Origin of the sequence: Acinetobacter sp. MD2(2019) (assembly GCF_035615615.1) — a bacterium.
In the GTDB taxonomy this organism is placed as follows: Bacteria; Pseudomonadota; Gammaproteobacteria; order Pseudomonadales; family Moraxellaceae; genus Acinetobacter.
Window position 1 is genome coordinate 53,224 of the sequence record NZ_VTDU01000010.1, and the last position, 13,935, is coordinate 67,158.

At 39.6% G+C, this 13,935-nt stretch carries 13 protein-coding genes; 4 read left to right on the forward strand and 9 right to left on the reverse strand.

From position 1 onward, the window contains the following. The 5 genes from I2F62_RS07215 to sthA all read right to left on the reverse strand — a co-directional run bounded on the left by I2F62_RS07215 (position 1) and on the right by sthA (position 3,639). The gene (locus I2F62_RS07215) at positions 1 to 462 is read right to left on the reverse strand and encodes a GNAT family N-acetyltransferase (protein ID WP_324626343.1); all 462 of its coding nucleotides are present in this window, start codon (positions 460 to 462) and stop codon (positions 1 to 3) included. Beyond that, complete coding sequence (locus I2F62_RS07220; RefSeq protein WP_324626344.1) at positions 462 to 770, reverse strand: urease subunit beta; 309 nt, start codon at positions 768 to 770, stop codon at positions 462 to 464. The genes I2F62_RS07215 and I2F62_RS07220 overlap by 1 nt, the downstream gene beginning before the upstream one ends. Before the next feature lie 12 nt (positions 771 to 782). Continuing rightward, entirely contained in the window at positions 783 to 1,085 is a 303-nt protein-coding gene (ureA, locus tag I2F62_RS07225) for an urease subunit gamma (RefSeq protein ID WP_324626345.1), read from the reverse strand. Positions 1,086 to 1,187: 102 nt separating this feature from the next. Further along, on the reverse strand, positions 1,188 to 2,060 hold the full coding sequence (locus I2F62_RS07230) for an urease accessory protein UreD (RefSeq protein WP_324626346.1): 873 nt from the start codon (positions 2,058 to 2,060) through the stop codon (positions 1,188 to 1,190). Positions 2,061 to 2,223: 163 nt separating this feature from the next. Beyond that, the gene (gene sthA / locus I2F62_RS07235; RefSeq protein WP_324626347.1) at positions 2,224 to 3,639 is read right to left on the reverse strand and encodes a Si-specific NAD(P)(+) transhydrogenase; all 1,416 of its coding nucleotides are present in this window, start codon (positions 3,637 to 3,639) and stop codon (positions 2,224 to 2,226) included. 208 nt (positions 3,640 to 3,847) lie between these two features. Between sthA and lipA the strand changes: the two genes are divergently transcribed. Continuing rightward, positions 3,848 to 4,861 (forward strand): lipoyl synthase, encoded by a 1,014-nt coding sequence (gene lipA, locus I2F62_RS07240; RefSeq protein WP_324626348.1) that lies wholly within the window; start codon positions 3,848 to 3,850, stop codon positions 4,859 to 4,861. A 65-nt stretch (positions 4,862 to 4,926) separates the two neighbouring features. Here the strand turns inward: lipA and I2F62_RS07245 are convergent, their stop codons facing one another. Then, positions 4,927 to 6,108 (reverse strand): lactonase family protein, encoded by a 1,182-nt coding sequence (locus tag I2F62_RS07245; RefSeq protein WP_324626349.1) that lies wholly within the window; start codon positions 6,106 to 6,108, stop codon positions 4,927 to 4,929. 537 nt (positions 6,109 to 6,645) lie between these two features. On the opposite strand from I2F62_RS07245, the gene I2F62_RS07250 reads away from it, so the two are divergent. Then, entirely contained in the window at positions 6,646 to 8,850 is a 2,205-nt protein-coding gene (locus I2F62_RS07250; protein WP_324626350.1) for an OsmC domain/YcaO domain-containing protein, read from the forward strand. Between the two features lie 97 nt (positions 8,851 to 8,947). Here I2F62_RS07250 and I2F62_RS07255 read toward each other — a convergent pair whose 3' ends face one another. Next, the gene (locus I2F62_RS07255; protein ID WP_324626351.1) at positions 8,948 to 9,820 is read right to left on the reverse strand and encodes a LysR family transcriptional regulator; all 873 of its coding nucleotides are present in this window, start codon (positions 9,818 to 9,820) and stop codon (positions 8,948 to 8,950) included. A 132-nt stretch (positions 9,821 to 9,952) separates the two neighbouring features. Here I2F62_RS07255 and I2F62_RS07260 point away from each other — a divergent pair, with 132 nt between their 5' ends. Further along, on the forward strand, positions 9,953 to 10,879 hold the full coding sequence (locus I2F62_RS07260; protein ID WP_324626352.1) for a DMT family transporter: 927 nt from the start codon (positions 9,953 to 9,955) through the stop codon (positions 10,877 to 10,879). Between the two features lie 276 nt (positions 10,880 to 11,155). Here the strand turns inward: I2F62_RS07260 and I2F62_RS07265 are convergent, their stop codons facing one another. Next, positions 11,156 to 11,563 (reverse strand): DUF6691 family protein, encoded by a 408-nt coding sequence (locus tag I2F62_RS07265; RefSeq protein ID WP_324626353.1) that lies wholly within the window; start codon positions 11,561 to 11,563, stop codon positions 11,156 to 11,158. Further along, positions 11,560 to 11,979, reverse strand: a complete 420-nt coding sequence (locus I2F62_RS07270; RefSeq protein WP_324626354.1) for a YeeE/YedE family protein — start codon at positions 11,977 to 11,979, stop codon at positions 11,560 to 11,562. The genes I2F62_RS07265 and I2F62_RS07270 overlap by 4 nt, the downstream gene beginning before the upstream one ends. 450 nt (positions 11,980 to 12,429) lie before the next feature. On the opposite strand from I2F62_RS07270, the gene proP reads away from it, so the two are divergent. Further along, positions 12,430 to 13,917 carry a glycine betaine/L-proline transporter ProP gene (proP, locus tag I2F62_RS07275; protein WP_324626355.1) on the forward strand — a complete coding sequence of 496 codons (1,488 nt, stop codon included), beginning with the start codon at positions 12,430 to 12,432 and terminating at the stop codon, positions 13,915 to 13,917. Positions 13,918 to 13,935: the final 18 nt, after the last annotated feature.

The following is a 13,935-nucleotide window of genomic DNA, read 5'->3' on the forward strand; positions in this document are numbered from 1 at the left end:
TTAGTCATCTATTCCAGATGAATGAATGAATATTTTTTCCATCTGGATAAATCGGATTCCATGACTTTCAATCACATCTGATGTGGTTATAAATCCTAATTTTTCATAAATAGGTTTTGCATAACAACTTGAATTTACTGTCCATTTATCAATATTTTGATGATTTTTTAGTTGCTGATTCAAAAATTCCCATAATTGACGACCGACGCCTTTATTTTGATGAGATTGATCAACAAAAAAATGAAGCAAGTGTGCAGGTTTTTTATAAGCAATTACACCAATAATATTTTGAAGTTCTTCTTTGACAAAATATTCCACATCAGCCATTTCAGAAATTTTCTGAATCATAGGCAAGCTAAATTTTTCTTCACCATCTCGATTAATAGCAAAGTCTTTCACATAAGGTTGAATTAATTGAAAGACATTTTGCACATCTGAATTTTTGATCTTGCGAATCGTCATTAATCCAGCTTCCCCATCACACGTCCGGCAAAACCATACACTTCTCGATGGCCCGCTAAACTCACAAGCTCAACATCACGACTTTGTCCCGGTTCAAAACGCACCGCTGTGCCTGCGGCAATATTTAAACGAAAGCCTTTGGCTGCAACACGATCAAACGCCAAAGCATCGTTGGCTTCAGCAAAATGAAAATGTGATCCGATTTGTATAGGACGATCCCCTGTATTCGCAACACTCATTTTTAAGGTTTGGCGACCAACGTTCAGTTCAATATCAGTATTCGGGGTTATGACTTCACCGGGAATCATCTGCTTCTCCTTTTATACAATCGGTTGATGTACTGTGACCAATTTAGACCCATCGGGGAAAGTGGCTTCAACTTGAACTTCAGCAACCATTTCGGGAATACCATCCATCACATCATCGCGTGTGAGCAAGGTCGTACCATAATGCATAAGCTCTGCAACACTCATACCATCTCTCGCGCCTTCAAGCAGTGCTGCCGAAATAAATGCAATCGCTTCTGGATAATTTAATTTTAAACCACGGGCTTTACGGCGCTCGGCAATTAGACCTGCGGTAAAAATTAACATTTTGTCTTTTTCTGTAGGATTCAGTTCCATGCATTTTTCCTAAATCTAGTCTGGTTTTAACTTAAGCAAAATGTATGCTAGAAAACAGCATAACCTATTTATATGTTTTGAAAATAAGCGATTTGACGAATATCACGTCCGCCAAATTCGTGGAAATTCTTCGTCTAATTGAAACCAATAGCGACGTAATTTGGCACGAATGGCTGCAAACGCATCGTGACATTGTCGTGCATCATCACCTAAATAACGCGCGCAGACCACATCTTCTAACAAGGTTAAAGTTACAGGGACTTGCATACGCGTCATTAATTCGCGAATACACCCAATTTGCTGTTCTAAAATTAAGGATTGGCGAAATTTTTCCGGCGCTACGCCCCAAAAGCTTCCCATCACAGCGCAGTTATTCATGCCTAAAGGTGAGCTGAGCCAACGGTCATTGCCTTGAAAACTCAAACGATCAGCAAGCAGTAATTTATTTTCTCGCCATAATTTAATGTCGCTGCAATATCGGCCAATCTCAAAATTTTCTGCACGCGACTGCCGACCAATCACCAACATTTCCCAACCAATAAAACTGGCCGACTGGGCCAAATGAATGTGATTGGTGCTTTGTGCTAATGCACCATTAAAGAGCATGCTTTCTTGGGGCACCCATTCAAAAATCGCGTTGCTTGCAACTTGAATATCAATGTGCTGAAACGCTTGTTTGGCATTGGTTTGATACCACTTACCTGCCCCCGGTGTGGTGACCAATCCATGTGCATTTTCTGCCACATGAATTTGGAAACTTAGATGATCGCCACCGGCAATGCCCGCAGGCGGATGCACAATAATGGCGTGACAAACACCAGTTTTTTCAGGCCACAACATTTTTTGCACACGTATAGGGCCAAAATGTTTTCTACGCTTTAAAATAGTGCGATTATCTTGCGCACAAAAGCCCAGTTCTAATTGTGCGAACCATTGCGACGTTGCAGAATGCTGCGGTTTGAGCGAAATATTCATCTTAATAACATCATTCGACATTCTGTTTTGAGTTTTATTAGCGAAAACTACGCCAAGTTCGGTTTTTTAAAATTCTAGTGGATTAATTTTCATCATTCTTTTTTATCACAACATAAAAAAGGATGCTATATCAGCATCCTTTTTAAGCGCACTAAACCGTAATTTAGAACAAACGGTTTAAACCATTTAATGCCGCAACACGATAGGCCTCTGCCATGGTTGGGTAGTTAAATGTAGTTTCAATAAAGTACTTCATGCTGTTATTCGGGCTTTGCATCACTGCTTGGCCAATATGAATAATTTCAGCGGCATTATTCCCAAAGCAATGAATCCCTAAAATAGCTAAGGTATCGCGGTGGAACAAAATTTTAAGCTCGCCCACGGTGTCGCCGGTAATTTGCGCGCGTGCCAAATGACGGAATGACGATTGCCCCACTTCATACGGAATTTTTTCTTCGGTTAATTGTTGCTCGGTTTTCCCGAACGATGAAATTTCAGGAATGGTATAAATCCCTGTTGGAATATCGGTCACAGGTTTTACATTTTCCTCGCCACTCATGTTGGCGCCGGCACAGCGCCCTTGGTCATAGGCAGCAGACGCTAAAGACGGCCAACCGACCACATCGCCCGCAGCATAAATATTTTCAACTTCGGTTTGGTATTTTTCATTTACGGTTAATTGACCACGGCTATTTGGTTTTAAACCGACATTTTCAAGGCCTAAACCATCGGTATTACCCGAACGGCCGTTACACCATAAAATGGCATCGGCTTTAATTTTCTTACCACTTTGTAAATACAGCACCACGTGGTCGTCAAATGTTTCTAAATGATCAATCTGTTCGTTATGGCGAATTAATACGCCTTGCTCACGCAAGTGATAAGACAGTGCATCTGAAATTTCAGTGTCTAAATAGCTGAGTAATTTAGGCTGCGTATTAATTAAATCGACTTTATGATTTAAACCAATAAAAATCGAGGCATATTCACAACCAATCACGCCTGCACCATAAATAATAATTTTATTAATGCTGTAGTCGAGATCTAAAATTTTATCTGAATCGAACACGCGCGGATGTTTAAAGTCTAAACCTTCGGGTTGATATGGACGGCTACCTGTAGCAATCACCAACTCATCAAAAATAATGGTTTCTTTAATGCCTTCAGGGGTAAACACCATCACTGTATTTTTGTCTTGCACATAGGCACGACCGTGATAAACATCGATATGATTGCGGTCGTAAAAACGGGTGTGGGTCGCCACTTGTTGTTGAATCACACGGTGTGCGTGACTTAATACTTGTTTCATGGTGAATTTTTTCCATTCACCGACTTTTTGAAACATTGGATCGCGCTGATAACGGATAATACTTGAAACCGTTTGACGCAGCGCTTTACTAGGAATAGTCCCCACATGCGCACAGTTACCACCGAGTTGCTCATTCACCTCAACAATCGCAACACGCTTACCAGATTTGGCAAGTTTCATGGCTGAGCCTTCACCCGCGGGACCTGAGCCAAGTACAACAGCATCATATTTCACAAAATTCCCTCGAATGACTTCTTTCTTGCGTCGCATTCAACACGTCCCTTTCAAATTTATTTTGGTGCTATTTTAGCGTAAATCTTAGCAAAATATCGGTGATTTTATTGTATTTCCATAACATATATATTTTATGGCGATATTTATTTGTAAAATGTGTTTTCATCCCTAAAAGTTGTAGTTTTCGCTATAATGTCGGCTTAGCACTCAAATAGCTTATCGTCAAACAGTGGAAAAGTTGAATATGACAAGTAACCGTAAACCTGAACAAGGGGTCAAACTACGTGGCGCAGAAAAAGTCGCTCGGATTCCTGTAAAAGTGATTCCTACGGTTGAAGTGCCGCGTAAACCCGATTGGATTCGCGTGAAAATGACTGCACCAGAAGAAGTGCAACGCATTAAAACCACGTTACGCGCTCAAAAATTACATACCGTATGTGAAGAAGCTGCCTGCCCAAACTTGCCTGAATGCTTCGGTGGTGGCACCGCAACCTTTATGATTATGGGCGATATTTGTACCCGCCGTTGTCCATTTTGTGATGTTGCACATGGCCGTCCAAATGCACTCGATGCCGATGAACCACGCCACATGGCAGAAACCATTTCAAACTTAAACTTGAAATATGCCGTAATTACCTCAGTTGACCGTGACGACCTACTCGATGGTGGTGCACAACATTTTGTCGACTGTATTAAAGAAGCCCGCGCTTTAAGTCCAAAAACCTTATTAGAAATTTTAGTGCCTGACTTCCGTGGTCGTATGGATGTCGCACTGCGTATTATGACTGAATGCCCACCCGACGTTTTCAACCACAATATTGAAACCGTACCGCGTCTTTATAAAGCCATGCGTCCGGGTTCAGACTATCAGCACTCGTTAACACTCCTGAAAATGTTTAAAGAATATTGCCCAGATGTACCAACCAAATGCGGTTTAATGGTCGGTTTAGGCGAAACAGAAGAAGAAGTGATTTCACTGCTTGATGATTTACATGCGCACGGTGTGGATTATGTGACTATTGGTCAGTATTTGCAGCCATCTAAACAACATGCCCCACTCGACCGTTTTGTGACCCCAGAAGAGTTCGAGCGTTATGCTGAACATGGGCGTAAACTCGGCTTTAGAAACATTTGGTCTGCACCAATGGTGCGTTCAAGTTATTTTGCCGACCGTCAATATTACGGCGAACCCGTTCCTGCGGTACGTCGCAAAACTGATCCTGCCAAAAAAATTGCCATTCAGGCAATTGAAGCTTAAACGCTAAAATCAAATAAAAAAACCTCTCGCATTCGAGAGGTTTTTTTATTTTACGAATGGCTAAATTATTTCGTCATAAATTTAATATCTGTGGGGTGCCCAATTTGTAATGCAACGTGGGTGGGCGTTAGTGAACCATCCACAGGGTTCCGTTTAAATGCAGAAACGGTATTGCTAAAAACATTCGATACCAACAAATAAGTGCCAGTTTGGTCAAAAGCAAAAGCGCGTGGTTCCACACCACTGCTGCTGTAACGCCCTGACAAAGTTAATTGACCACTCGTAGCATCCACAGCATACACCACAATTTCATTGCTTTTGCCACGGTTGCCTACGTACAAAAACTTTCCATCGGGTGAAAAAATCAAACCTGATGCACTTTTAGCCTCTGCATCAGTTTTTGTGGTTAAGTTCTCTTGTTGCAGTAATTGATACTTTCCTGCTTTTTTAGCAAATACTGTAACTTGTGCCGCCATTTCGGTGGTTGCATAAGCGTATTCACCATTTTTTGAGAACAATAAATGCCGTGGTCCACTGCCTGCAGAAAAACGTAAGTCTTGTTCAGGCATTGCTTTTAATGGCATTTTTGCATTGGGCTGATAGGCATAAGCTCGAATCACATCTGCGCCTAAATCGGCCAAAAATACATTTTTGCCATCGGGTGTAAAGGTTACCGAATGCGCATGTCCACTGTCTTGGCGTTTTGCAATGACTTGACTGCCTTGACTAAATGCAATCTTTTGCACTAACGGCCCAATCGAACCATCTTGCTTTAATGCAAATATGGCAACGCCCGCACCCCGACCATTCACAGCATAATTCGAAATTAAAAGATACTTTTCATCTGGAGAAACTTCGGCATGTGCAGGTTGCTGCCCTTGGCTATCGACCCGATTTAATAATTTTAAAGTGCCATTTGCGTGAATTTGAAAAGCAGAAATTTCACCATTTTTGTCGCGACCATCTTCATTGGTGCTATACAACACTTGTTGATTTTTAGATAACGTCAGCCATGATGGACTCATGCTCGGAGTTGAACTTAAAGGAATGAGTGAGCCGTCCGCATTTAATCGTACCCGATAAATGCCCTGACTTTCAGTCACACTCGGCACGAGACTTGGATTTTCACTGGTCCATGTCCCTACAAAAAATTCTTGTGCCGGCACCTGTTCGGCTGCAAAAGCTTGCCCCGAGAAAACTGACGATGCCGATAAAATACTGATCAATGCAAGTTGCTTAAATGTCATTTATTGTTCCATTAAAAAATAGCCTTGGTTTAAAATAGTTGTGTCTAAAGCAATCGGATTTTTGGCTGGCAGATCAATCATAAAAATGTTTGTGTCACACGATCATGTCATTACATTTCATCTACCCAAATATCGTTTAAATTTTTATCCCTGCTTCGACTGTTTTAAAATAAAAGACCTGTTTAATTTTCACATTATAGTTTTCGTAAATGAAACTTATTTGCTTTGTGCTATAAATAGATTCATCGGAATCGTCTTCTTTACCGTTAGCACAACATTTGCGTGTAAAGCCGTCTTTTATAACAACGCTTGAGCCGAGTTGTTGTATAAATCACGCATAAAAACCGACAAACGTTATCAATTAGCAAAAATACTTCTATAATAGAGCCCCATTAAAGTCAGGGCTGGTTGTAGTGAATACAGCTAAATCACTTTAGTGACTGTTTTTTAAGTCAATTTCTTATCTGCGATTCGGCTTATAGATCAATATTTGCAATTAGATGTGCTTACAACATATCTGAATATTTAGGTGCTCGCATGGAAATCAAGGTTAATTATCTCGACAATCTTCGACAAGAGGCAAAGTTTGATGACTTTAGCGTCATTGCCGATCAGCCGATTCGTTATAAAGGGGATGGTTCTGCACCAGGCCCATTCGATTATTTCTTAGCCTCGTCTGCTCTTTGCGCTGCCTATTTTGTTAAAGTTTATTGTGCTGCTCGTGATATTCCAACCGACAATATTCGTTTGTCACAAAACAATATTGTTGACCCTGAAAACCGCTATAAACAAATTTTTAAAATTCAGGTTGAATTACCAACCGATATTTCAGAAAAAGACCGCCAAGGCATTTTACGTTCGATTGATCGCTGTACTGTTAAAAAAGTCATTCAAACAGGCCCTGAATTTGTTATTGAAGAAGTCTCTAGCATTGATGCCGATGCACAAGCGTTGTTGATGCCTAATACTCATTCAGAAAATAGTACATATATTGCTGGTAAAGATTTACCGCTTGAAGAAACCATTGCCAATATGTCGGGCATTTTAGCCAACTTGGGCATGAAGATTGAAATTGCGTCTTGGCGCAATATCGTCCCCAATGTTTGGTCTTTACATATTCGCGATGCGCAGTCGCCAATGTGTTTTACCAACGGCAAAGGCTCGACCAAAGAAAGTGCTTTGGCATCGGCTTTGGGCGAATTTATTGAACGTTTAAACTGCAACTTCTTCTATAACGATCAATTCTGGGGCGAAGAGATTGCCAATGCCGCGTTCGTGCATTATCCAGACGAAAAATGGTTTCAACCGGGCCCAAATGGCGAGTTGCCGAAAGAAATTTTAGATGAATACTGCCTAGAAATTTATAATCCAGAGGATGAACTACTCGGTACGCATTTGTACGATACCAACTCAGGCAATACCGAACGTGGCATTTGTTCATTGCCTTTTGTACGTCAATCCGACCAAGAAGTGGTGTATTTCCCATCGAACCTGATTGAAAACTTATATTTAAGTAATGGCATGAGCGCCGGCAACACGTTGGCTGAAGCGCAAGTGCAATGTTTATCTGAAATTTTTGAACGTGCGGTGAAACGTGAAATTTTAGAAGGTGAAATTGCCTTACCTGACGTACCACAAGACGTTTTGGCCAAATATCCAAGTATTGTGGCAGGCATTCAAGGTTTAGAAGAACAAGGCTTCCCTGTTTTAGTCAAAGATGCCTCTTTGGGCGGTGATTTCCCTGTCATGTGCGTGACTCTAATGAACCCACGTACGGGCGGTATTTTTGCTTCTTTTGGTGCACATCCAAAATTTGAAGTGGCATTAGAGCGCAGCCTGACCGAACTATTACAAGGGCGTAGTTTTGAAGGCTTAAATGATTTACCGCAGCCGACTTTTCAATCTGAAGCAGTCACTGAACCAAATAACTTTGTTGAACATTTCATTGATTCAACAGGCTTAGTGTCTTGGCGATTCTTTAGTGCAAAATCGGATTACGATTTTGTAGAGTGGGATTTCACCAACGATGGTGAATATTCAACCGAAGAAGAAGCGGCTGAATTATTTAGCATTTTAGAAGATATGGGCAAAGAAGCCTATATGGCGGTGTATCAGCATTTAGGCGCAACGGCATGTCGTATTTTAGTGCCAGATTATTCTGAAATTTATTTGGTTGAAGATTTAATTTGGGACAATACCAACAAAGCACTCGCCTTCCGTGAAGATATTTTAAATCTGCATCGTTTAGATCAAGCCCAACTTGAAGCGTTGGTTGAACGTTTAGAAGAATGCGAGTTGGATGACTATACCGAAATTGCCACCTTAATTGGCATTGAATTTGATGACAATACGGTTTGGGGACAACTGACCATTCTTGAATTAAAATTACTGATTTATTTAGCACTTGAGCAATTTGAAGAGGCTAAAGAATTGGTAGAAACCTTCTTGCAATATAATACCAACACCGTTGAACGCGGATTATTTTATCAATGCATGAATGTAGTCTTAGAAGTCTTGCTAGACGATGACATGGAACTGGAAGATTACGAAACCAACTTCCGTCGCATGTTTGGCAATGAGCGTATGGATGCGGTGATAGGTTCAGTCGAAGGAACAGTACGCTTTTATGGCTTAACCCCAACCAATATGCAACTTGAAGGACTTGATCGTCATTTACGCTTAATTGAAAGCTATAAAAAACTGCACAAAGCCCGTGCTAAAGCAGTGAATGTAACGGCTTAATCAACCCTATCCGCATTGAACCGTACTGATAATCACTTGGTACGGTTCAAATCATCGAAGAAACGTATACTGCACAACAAGCGGTAATGGTTATTTTTCAAATAGAAAAAATACTTTTGGCGAGGTGAATAAATCGTTTTGCTGCTGGCGAAGCTTGCCGCTCATCAATTACTGCCAATCCAACAGAACGCCTCACTGTGGGTGTTAAACTTCTTGTTATAAAATCTAATGCTACATCATTTGGCAATGCCGACTCGGCAATCACAGTAATTGCTTCACCGCGTGTAACTGTTGCAAATGTACTCATCAATTGTGTGCTTCGATAACGAATATTCGGTTGTAACTTTTGAGATAAAAATAAGTTTGACACCAACCTACCAGAACCCGCTTCTGTCAAAATAAAAGGATCCTGACACAAGTCTTTTAATTCTAAATGCATCTTAAAACTTAAAGGATGCTGTTTTGGTAATAACACCACCATTTGATCTTCAATTAACGGATAAGTGTCGAACCTTTCTTCAGGTAAAGTTACAAAACCAATGTCTATTTTTCGATCCATCAGCCATTGTAGCACTTGCTCATCTGAACCTTCATGCACATGAATTTCAATGTTTGGATAATGCTGCCGATAAACATCTAAAATTTTTGGAATTAATTTGATTGATGAGGTTGCGCCAAATGAACCAATACTTAAAGTACCAAGCTTCATTCCACGAGCATCTGCCGCTTCTTGTTTCATCGTTTCAGCCAAACCCAAAATCATTCGTGCGCGTTGAATCAAACAAGTGCCAATATCTGTTAATACCACACCACCTGCTTGACGATTAAGCAAGGTCACACCTAACTCATCTTCCAACGCTTTAATAGCATGAGAAACCGCAGATTGAGATATACGTAATTGTGCGGCTGCCGTTGAAAAACCCTGTCTTTCTACCACAGCATTCAATATTTCTAATTGGGTAAATGTCATTTTTTTTTCATTATGAGTAATTCCTCATTTCCATATGATTTTGCATCTAGATAAATATATCAACAAAACAAAGCGCGGCAAATATTGCATAAACGTGCTTGCCTCATCATTCATCCTAATTGAAACGAAACTATGCTCAAACAACTCATATCATCAAATTCTTTATACATCACCTACATCAAATTAGCTGTCGTTGCGGCAATATGGGGAGGAACTTTTGTTGCAGGCCGTTCCATTTCTGCTGATATCCCCCCACTGTTGGCATCAAGCTCGAGATTTTTAATTGCAAGTTTAAGCCTAACTGCATTTCTCGCCTTGTTTGGGTCTGGCTTCAAAAGAATTAATTTTTCCCAAGCACTGACACTTTTAGGACTGGGATGCTGTGGAATTTATATCTATAACCTGTGTTTCTTTTATGGACTACAATATATCAGCGCTTCTCGTGCTTCACTGATTGTTGCATCTAATCCTGCAATTATGGCTATTTGTTCTTTTATATTTTATCGAGAAAAAATCTCTAGATTTAAAATGTTAGGAATTGGCTTATGTTTAATTGGGGCCTCAGTTGTCATTATGAGTAAAAACTCAAATTCGAGCATTACAGCACCACACCATTGGCTAGGTGACGGGCTAATTTTTGGCTGCGTGTTAAGCTGGGTCTGTTACAGTCTTTTAAGCAAGAAAATTGTGGCTGAAATTGGTTCATTACACACCGTCACCTATTCAATTTATATCGGTACAGCATTATTACTCATTGATGCAGGGTTGAATGGTCAAATCAATCTCATGGTACTTTCAACAATATCTTTACAAACTCTAAGTAGCTTAATTTACTTAGGTGCAATTGGTTCTGCCCTTGCTTATATTTGGTATTACGATGCAATCCAAAGCATTGGTTCAACACAGGCAGGTACATTTATTGCGCTAAATCCATTAACGGCAGTATTGCTCGGCGCACTCCTTCTTAATGAATCGATTTCTCATTCAAGCATCGTGGGAGGTATGTGTATTATTTTTGGAATTATCATTACAAATCAATCATTAAAATCAAAAAATTGATATTCATCTTTTCAAATCAGAATCTAATCTAAATAATCACTGTATTCTCACAATTTTAAGCCAATATGTGTAAATCATTAGGCGTTTTACATCCATGCCAAAATCAAATATTACACATCTTTTTAGGGTTAAGAACATTGTAAATAATATTGATGAACATAAATTATATATTAAAAACAAATATTTATAGTAATTTAAAGTCAAAGATATTCAACAATAGCAAAGCTTATATAGATTAGATGTCTGTTGGTTTAATTGAGTAACCGTGCTAAAAAATTAGCGAAACCAAATACGATGTAGCCACATTCCAACCAACATTGCGGCAATAAAATATAAAATTTGAATATATCCTAAACCAATTAAAGTTAATGCAGGTGCTGGGCAAATGCCCGCAATCCCCCATCCAACACCAAACATCGTCGCACCAACAATTAACTTCAAGTCAATTTTTCTATTTTCTGGCAATGAAATATCATCATTGAACAACGTTTTAGGATGCCGCTTCGCTTTTTGAAATGGAATAATTGTAACGGCAATTGCCCCAACCATCACAAAGATTAAGCTAGAATCAAATTGACCAAAAATGTCTAAAAAATTTAAAACCTTCTCTGGATTCGACATGCCAGAAATTAATAGCCCTAAGCCAAATAAACAACCAAACAAGAAAGCGAAGCCATTTTTCATTGCATGGCTCCCATTACATGTCTGATTACATATACGGTCAGCATTCCTGTCATAATAAATAAAATCGTGGCAAAAATAGACCTGAAAGACAAACGACTAATTCCACAAATACCATGACCACTGGTACACCCAGAACCTAAGCGTGTTCCGAATCCAACCAATAGCCCAGCAATCATCAATATCAAAGGAGAATCTTGAATTACAATTGCAGGTTGAGTAAATCGCCCATAGATGAATGATACAAAAAGTAGTCCACATAAAAACCAAAAACCAGAACCACTGAATATCAATTTGAATTGCAATCGCTCTGCAATTAATCCACTGATTCCCGCAATACGTCCGTTGACATATAAATAGCCCACCGTAGCAAGCCCAATCAATGCCCCACCAACTACAGCTACACTAAAATTTGGCATAATTCACCTAAATAAAAATACAGAACACGCTCAAAAGTTGCTTATATTTTATGCCTTAAAATCATTCAAACAAAAAACCATTTAAATCTTCATAGCCAAGTAAAAAACAAAAACATCTCACAAAAAACATTAAATTGATTAAAATATACACAAGTCAACCATTAACACAAATAAACTCATACAAACTAGTGAAGTTACATAAATTAAAATAAATGAATACATTTTATTCATCATCACGCTACAGATCACGCAGTCAATCCATCGTAAAATAATAATTCATTGATATTTATATATTTTCAAAAAAGAGTGTAGATTACAATCTCGAACTATTCTCATTTTTTGAAAATGATTTAGCTAAATATCGCATTTTAGAAACTTGTAAACGATGTTGTTTCGGTATTTGGATTAATCAAAAACCAACAGAAGACATTGCATTTAGGGGAATTATAAATGCGCCCATTTAAAAAAAGAACAAAACCACTTCAAATTGACGATATTGCAATTGTCGATTACGAAAAAACCAAAAAAGCCATTAAAGCGGCGGCTTTGGGCAATGCAATTGAATGGTTTGATTTTGGTGTCTATGGTTACGTTGCCTACGTGTTAGGGAAAATTTTCTTCCCGCACTCATCTCCAAGCGTACAAATGATTGCCGCGCTTGCTACTTTCTCTATTCCTTTTATTTTCAGACCATTAGGTGGTTTATTCTTTGGACGCTTAGGCGACAAATACGGCCGTCAAAAAGTCTTGGCGATGACCATTATTATTATGTCGGTGAGTACGTTTGGTATCGGTCTGATTCCATCGTATGAAAGTATTGGCATTTGGGCACCCCTGCTGTTGCTGATTGTGAAAATTGCCCAAGGTTTTTCTGTGGGCGGTGAATATGCCGGCGCTGCCATTTTTGTGGCGGAATACTCGCCCGACCGTAAACGCGGCTTTATGGGCAGTTGGCTCGACTTTGGTTCAATTTTAGGTTTTGTGGTCGGTGCGGGTGTTGTGTCGGCCATTACTTTTATTGTGGGTGAAGCAGCATTTATGGAATGGGGTTGGCGCATTCCGTTTTATTTAGCGCTCCCGCTGGGTATGATTGGTCTATACTTACGTCACTCTTTAGATGAAACTCCAGCATTTCAAGCACATAGTGAAGACCAAGCGCAGATTAAAAAGCCACAAAAAATTAGCTTTAAGCAAATTATTACCCAATATAAACGTAGCCTTCTGGTTTGTGTCGGCTTAGTAATTTGTACGAACGTAACCTATTACATGCTGCTTACCTACTTGCCAAGTTATTTCTCACACAACTTAGGCTATTCAGAAGATCACGGCGTACTCATTATTATTGCCGTTATGGTTGGGATGCTGTTTGTACAACCAGTTGTCGGGCTATTAAGTGATAAAATTGGTCGTCGCCCTTTTGTGTTTATCGGTAGCATTGCATTGGTATTGTTTTCATATCCTGCCTTCAAATTACTCGATAGCGACAACATTGGTTTAATTTTCTGTGGTCTACTTATTTTAGCGCTGTCATTAAATATGCTGATTGGTGTGATGGCATCAACCCTGCCCGCCCTTTTTCCAACCGAAATTCGCTACAGTGCATTAGCCATTGCATTTAATATTTCTGTGGTCATTGCAGGTGTTACACCTACGGTAACGGCTGCTTTAGTTGAAACCACGCACGATATTATGGTGCCGGCTTACTACTTAATGGTGTGTGGTGTTTTCGGAATTATTACTGCGCTGTATTTAAAAGAAACAGCCAATTTACCGCTAAAAGGTGCCAAACCTATGGCGATTGATACGGAAGAAGCTGAAGAATTATTGGTTCAATATCACGATAATATTGAGCAAAAAATTGAACAGTTAGATCAGCAAATTGAAGCCTTGCAAGGTAAACGTGAAAACCTAGCCAAGCAACATCCCGATATTGAATAACTCACCTTAAGCAATAAA

Coding starts and splice junctions, on each gene's coding strand:
- I2F62_RS07215 (WP_324626343.1), bottom strand. CDS start 462: ATGACGATTCGCAAGATCAAAAATTCAGATGTGCAAAATGTCTTTCAA.
- I2F62_RS07220 (WP_324626344.1), bottom strand. CDS start 770: ATGATTCCCGGTGAAGTCATAACCCCGAATACTGATATTGAACTGAAC.
- ureA (WP_324626345.1), bottom strand. CDS start 1,085: ATGGAACTGAATCCTACAGAAAAAGACAAAATGTTAATTTTTACCGCA.
- I2F62_RS07230 (WP_324626346.1), bottom strand. CDS start 2,060: ATGAATATTTCGCTCAAACCGCAGCATTCTGCAACGTCGCAATGGTTC.
- sthA (WP_324626347.1), bottom strand. CDS start 3,639: ATGCGACGCAAGAAAGAAGTCATTCGAGGGAATTTTGTGAAATATGAT.
- lipA (WP_324626348.1), top strand. CDS start 3,848: ATGACAAGTAACCGTAAACCTGAACAAGGGGTCAAACTACGTGGCGCA.
- I2F62_RS07245 (WP_324626349.1), bottom strand. CDS start 6,108: ATGACATTTAAGCAACTTGCATTGATCAGTATTTTATCGGCATCGTCA.
- I2F62_RS07250 (WP_324626350.1), top strand. CDS start 6,646: ATGGAAATCAAGGTTAATTATCTCGACAATCTTCGACAAGAGGCAAAG.
- I2F62_RS07255 (WP_324626351.1), bottom strand. CDS start 9,820: ATGACATTTACCCAATTAGAAATATTGAATGCTGTGGTAGAAAGACAG.
- I2F62_RS07260 (WP_324626352.1), top strand. CDS start 9,953: ATGCTCAAACAACTCATATCATCAAATTCTTTATACATCACCTACATC.
- I2F62_RS07265 (WP_324626353.1), bottom strand. CDS start 11,563: ATGAAAAATGGCTTCGCTTTCTTGTTTGGTTGTTTATTTGGCTTAGGG.
- I2F62_RS07270 (WP_324626354.1), bottom strand. CDS start 11,979: ATGCCAAATTTTAGTGTAGCTGTAGTTGGTGGGGCATTGATTGGGCTT.
- proP (WP_324626355.1), top strand. CDS start 12,430: ATGCGCCCATTTAAAAAAAGAACAAAACCACTTCAAATTGACGATATT.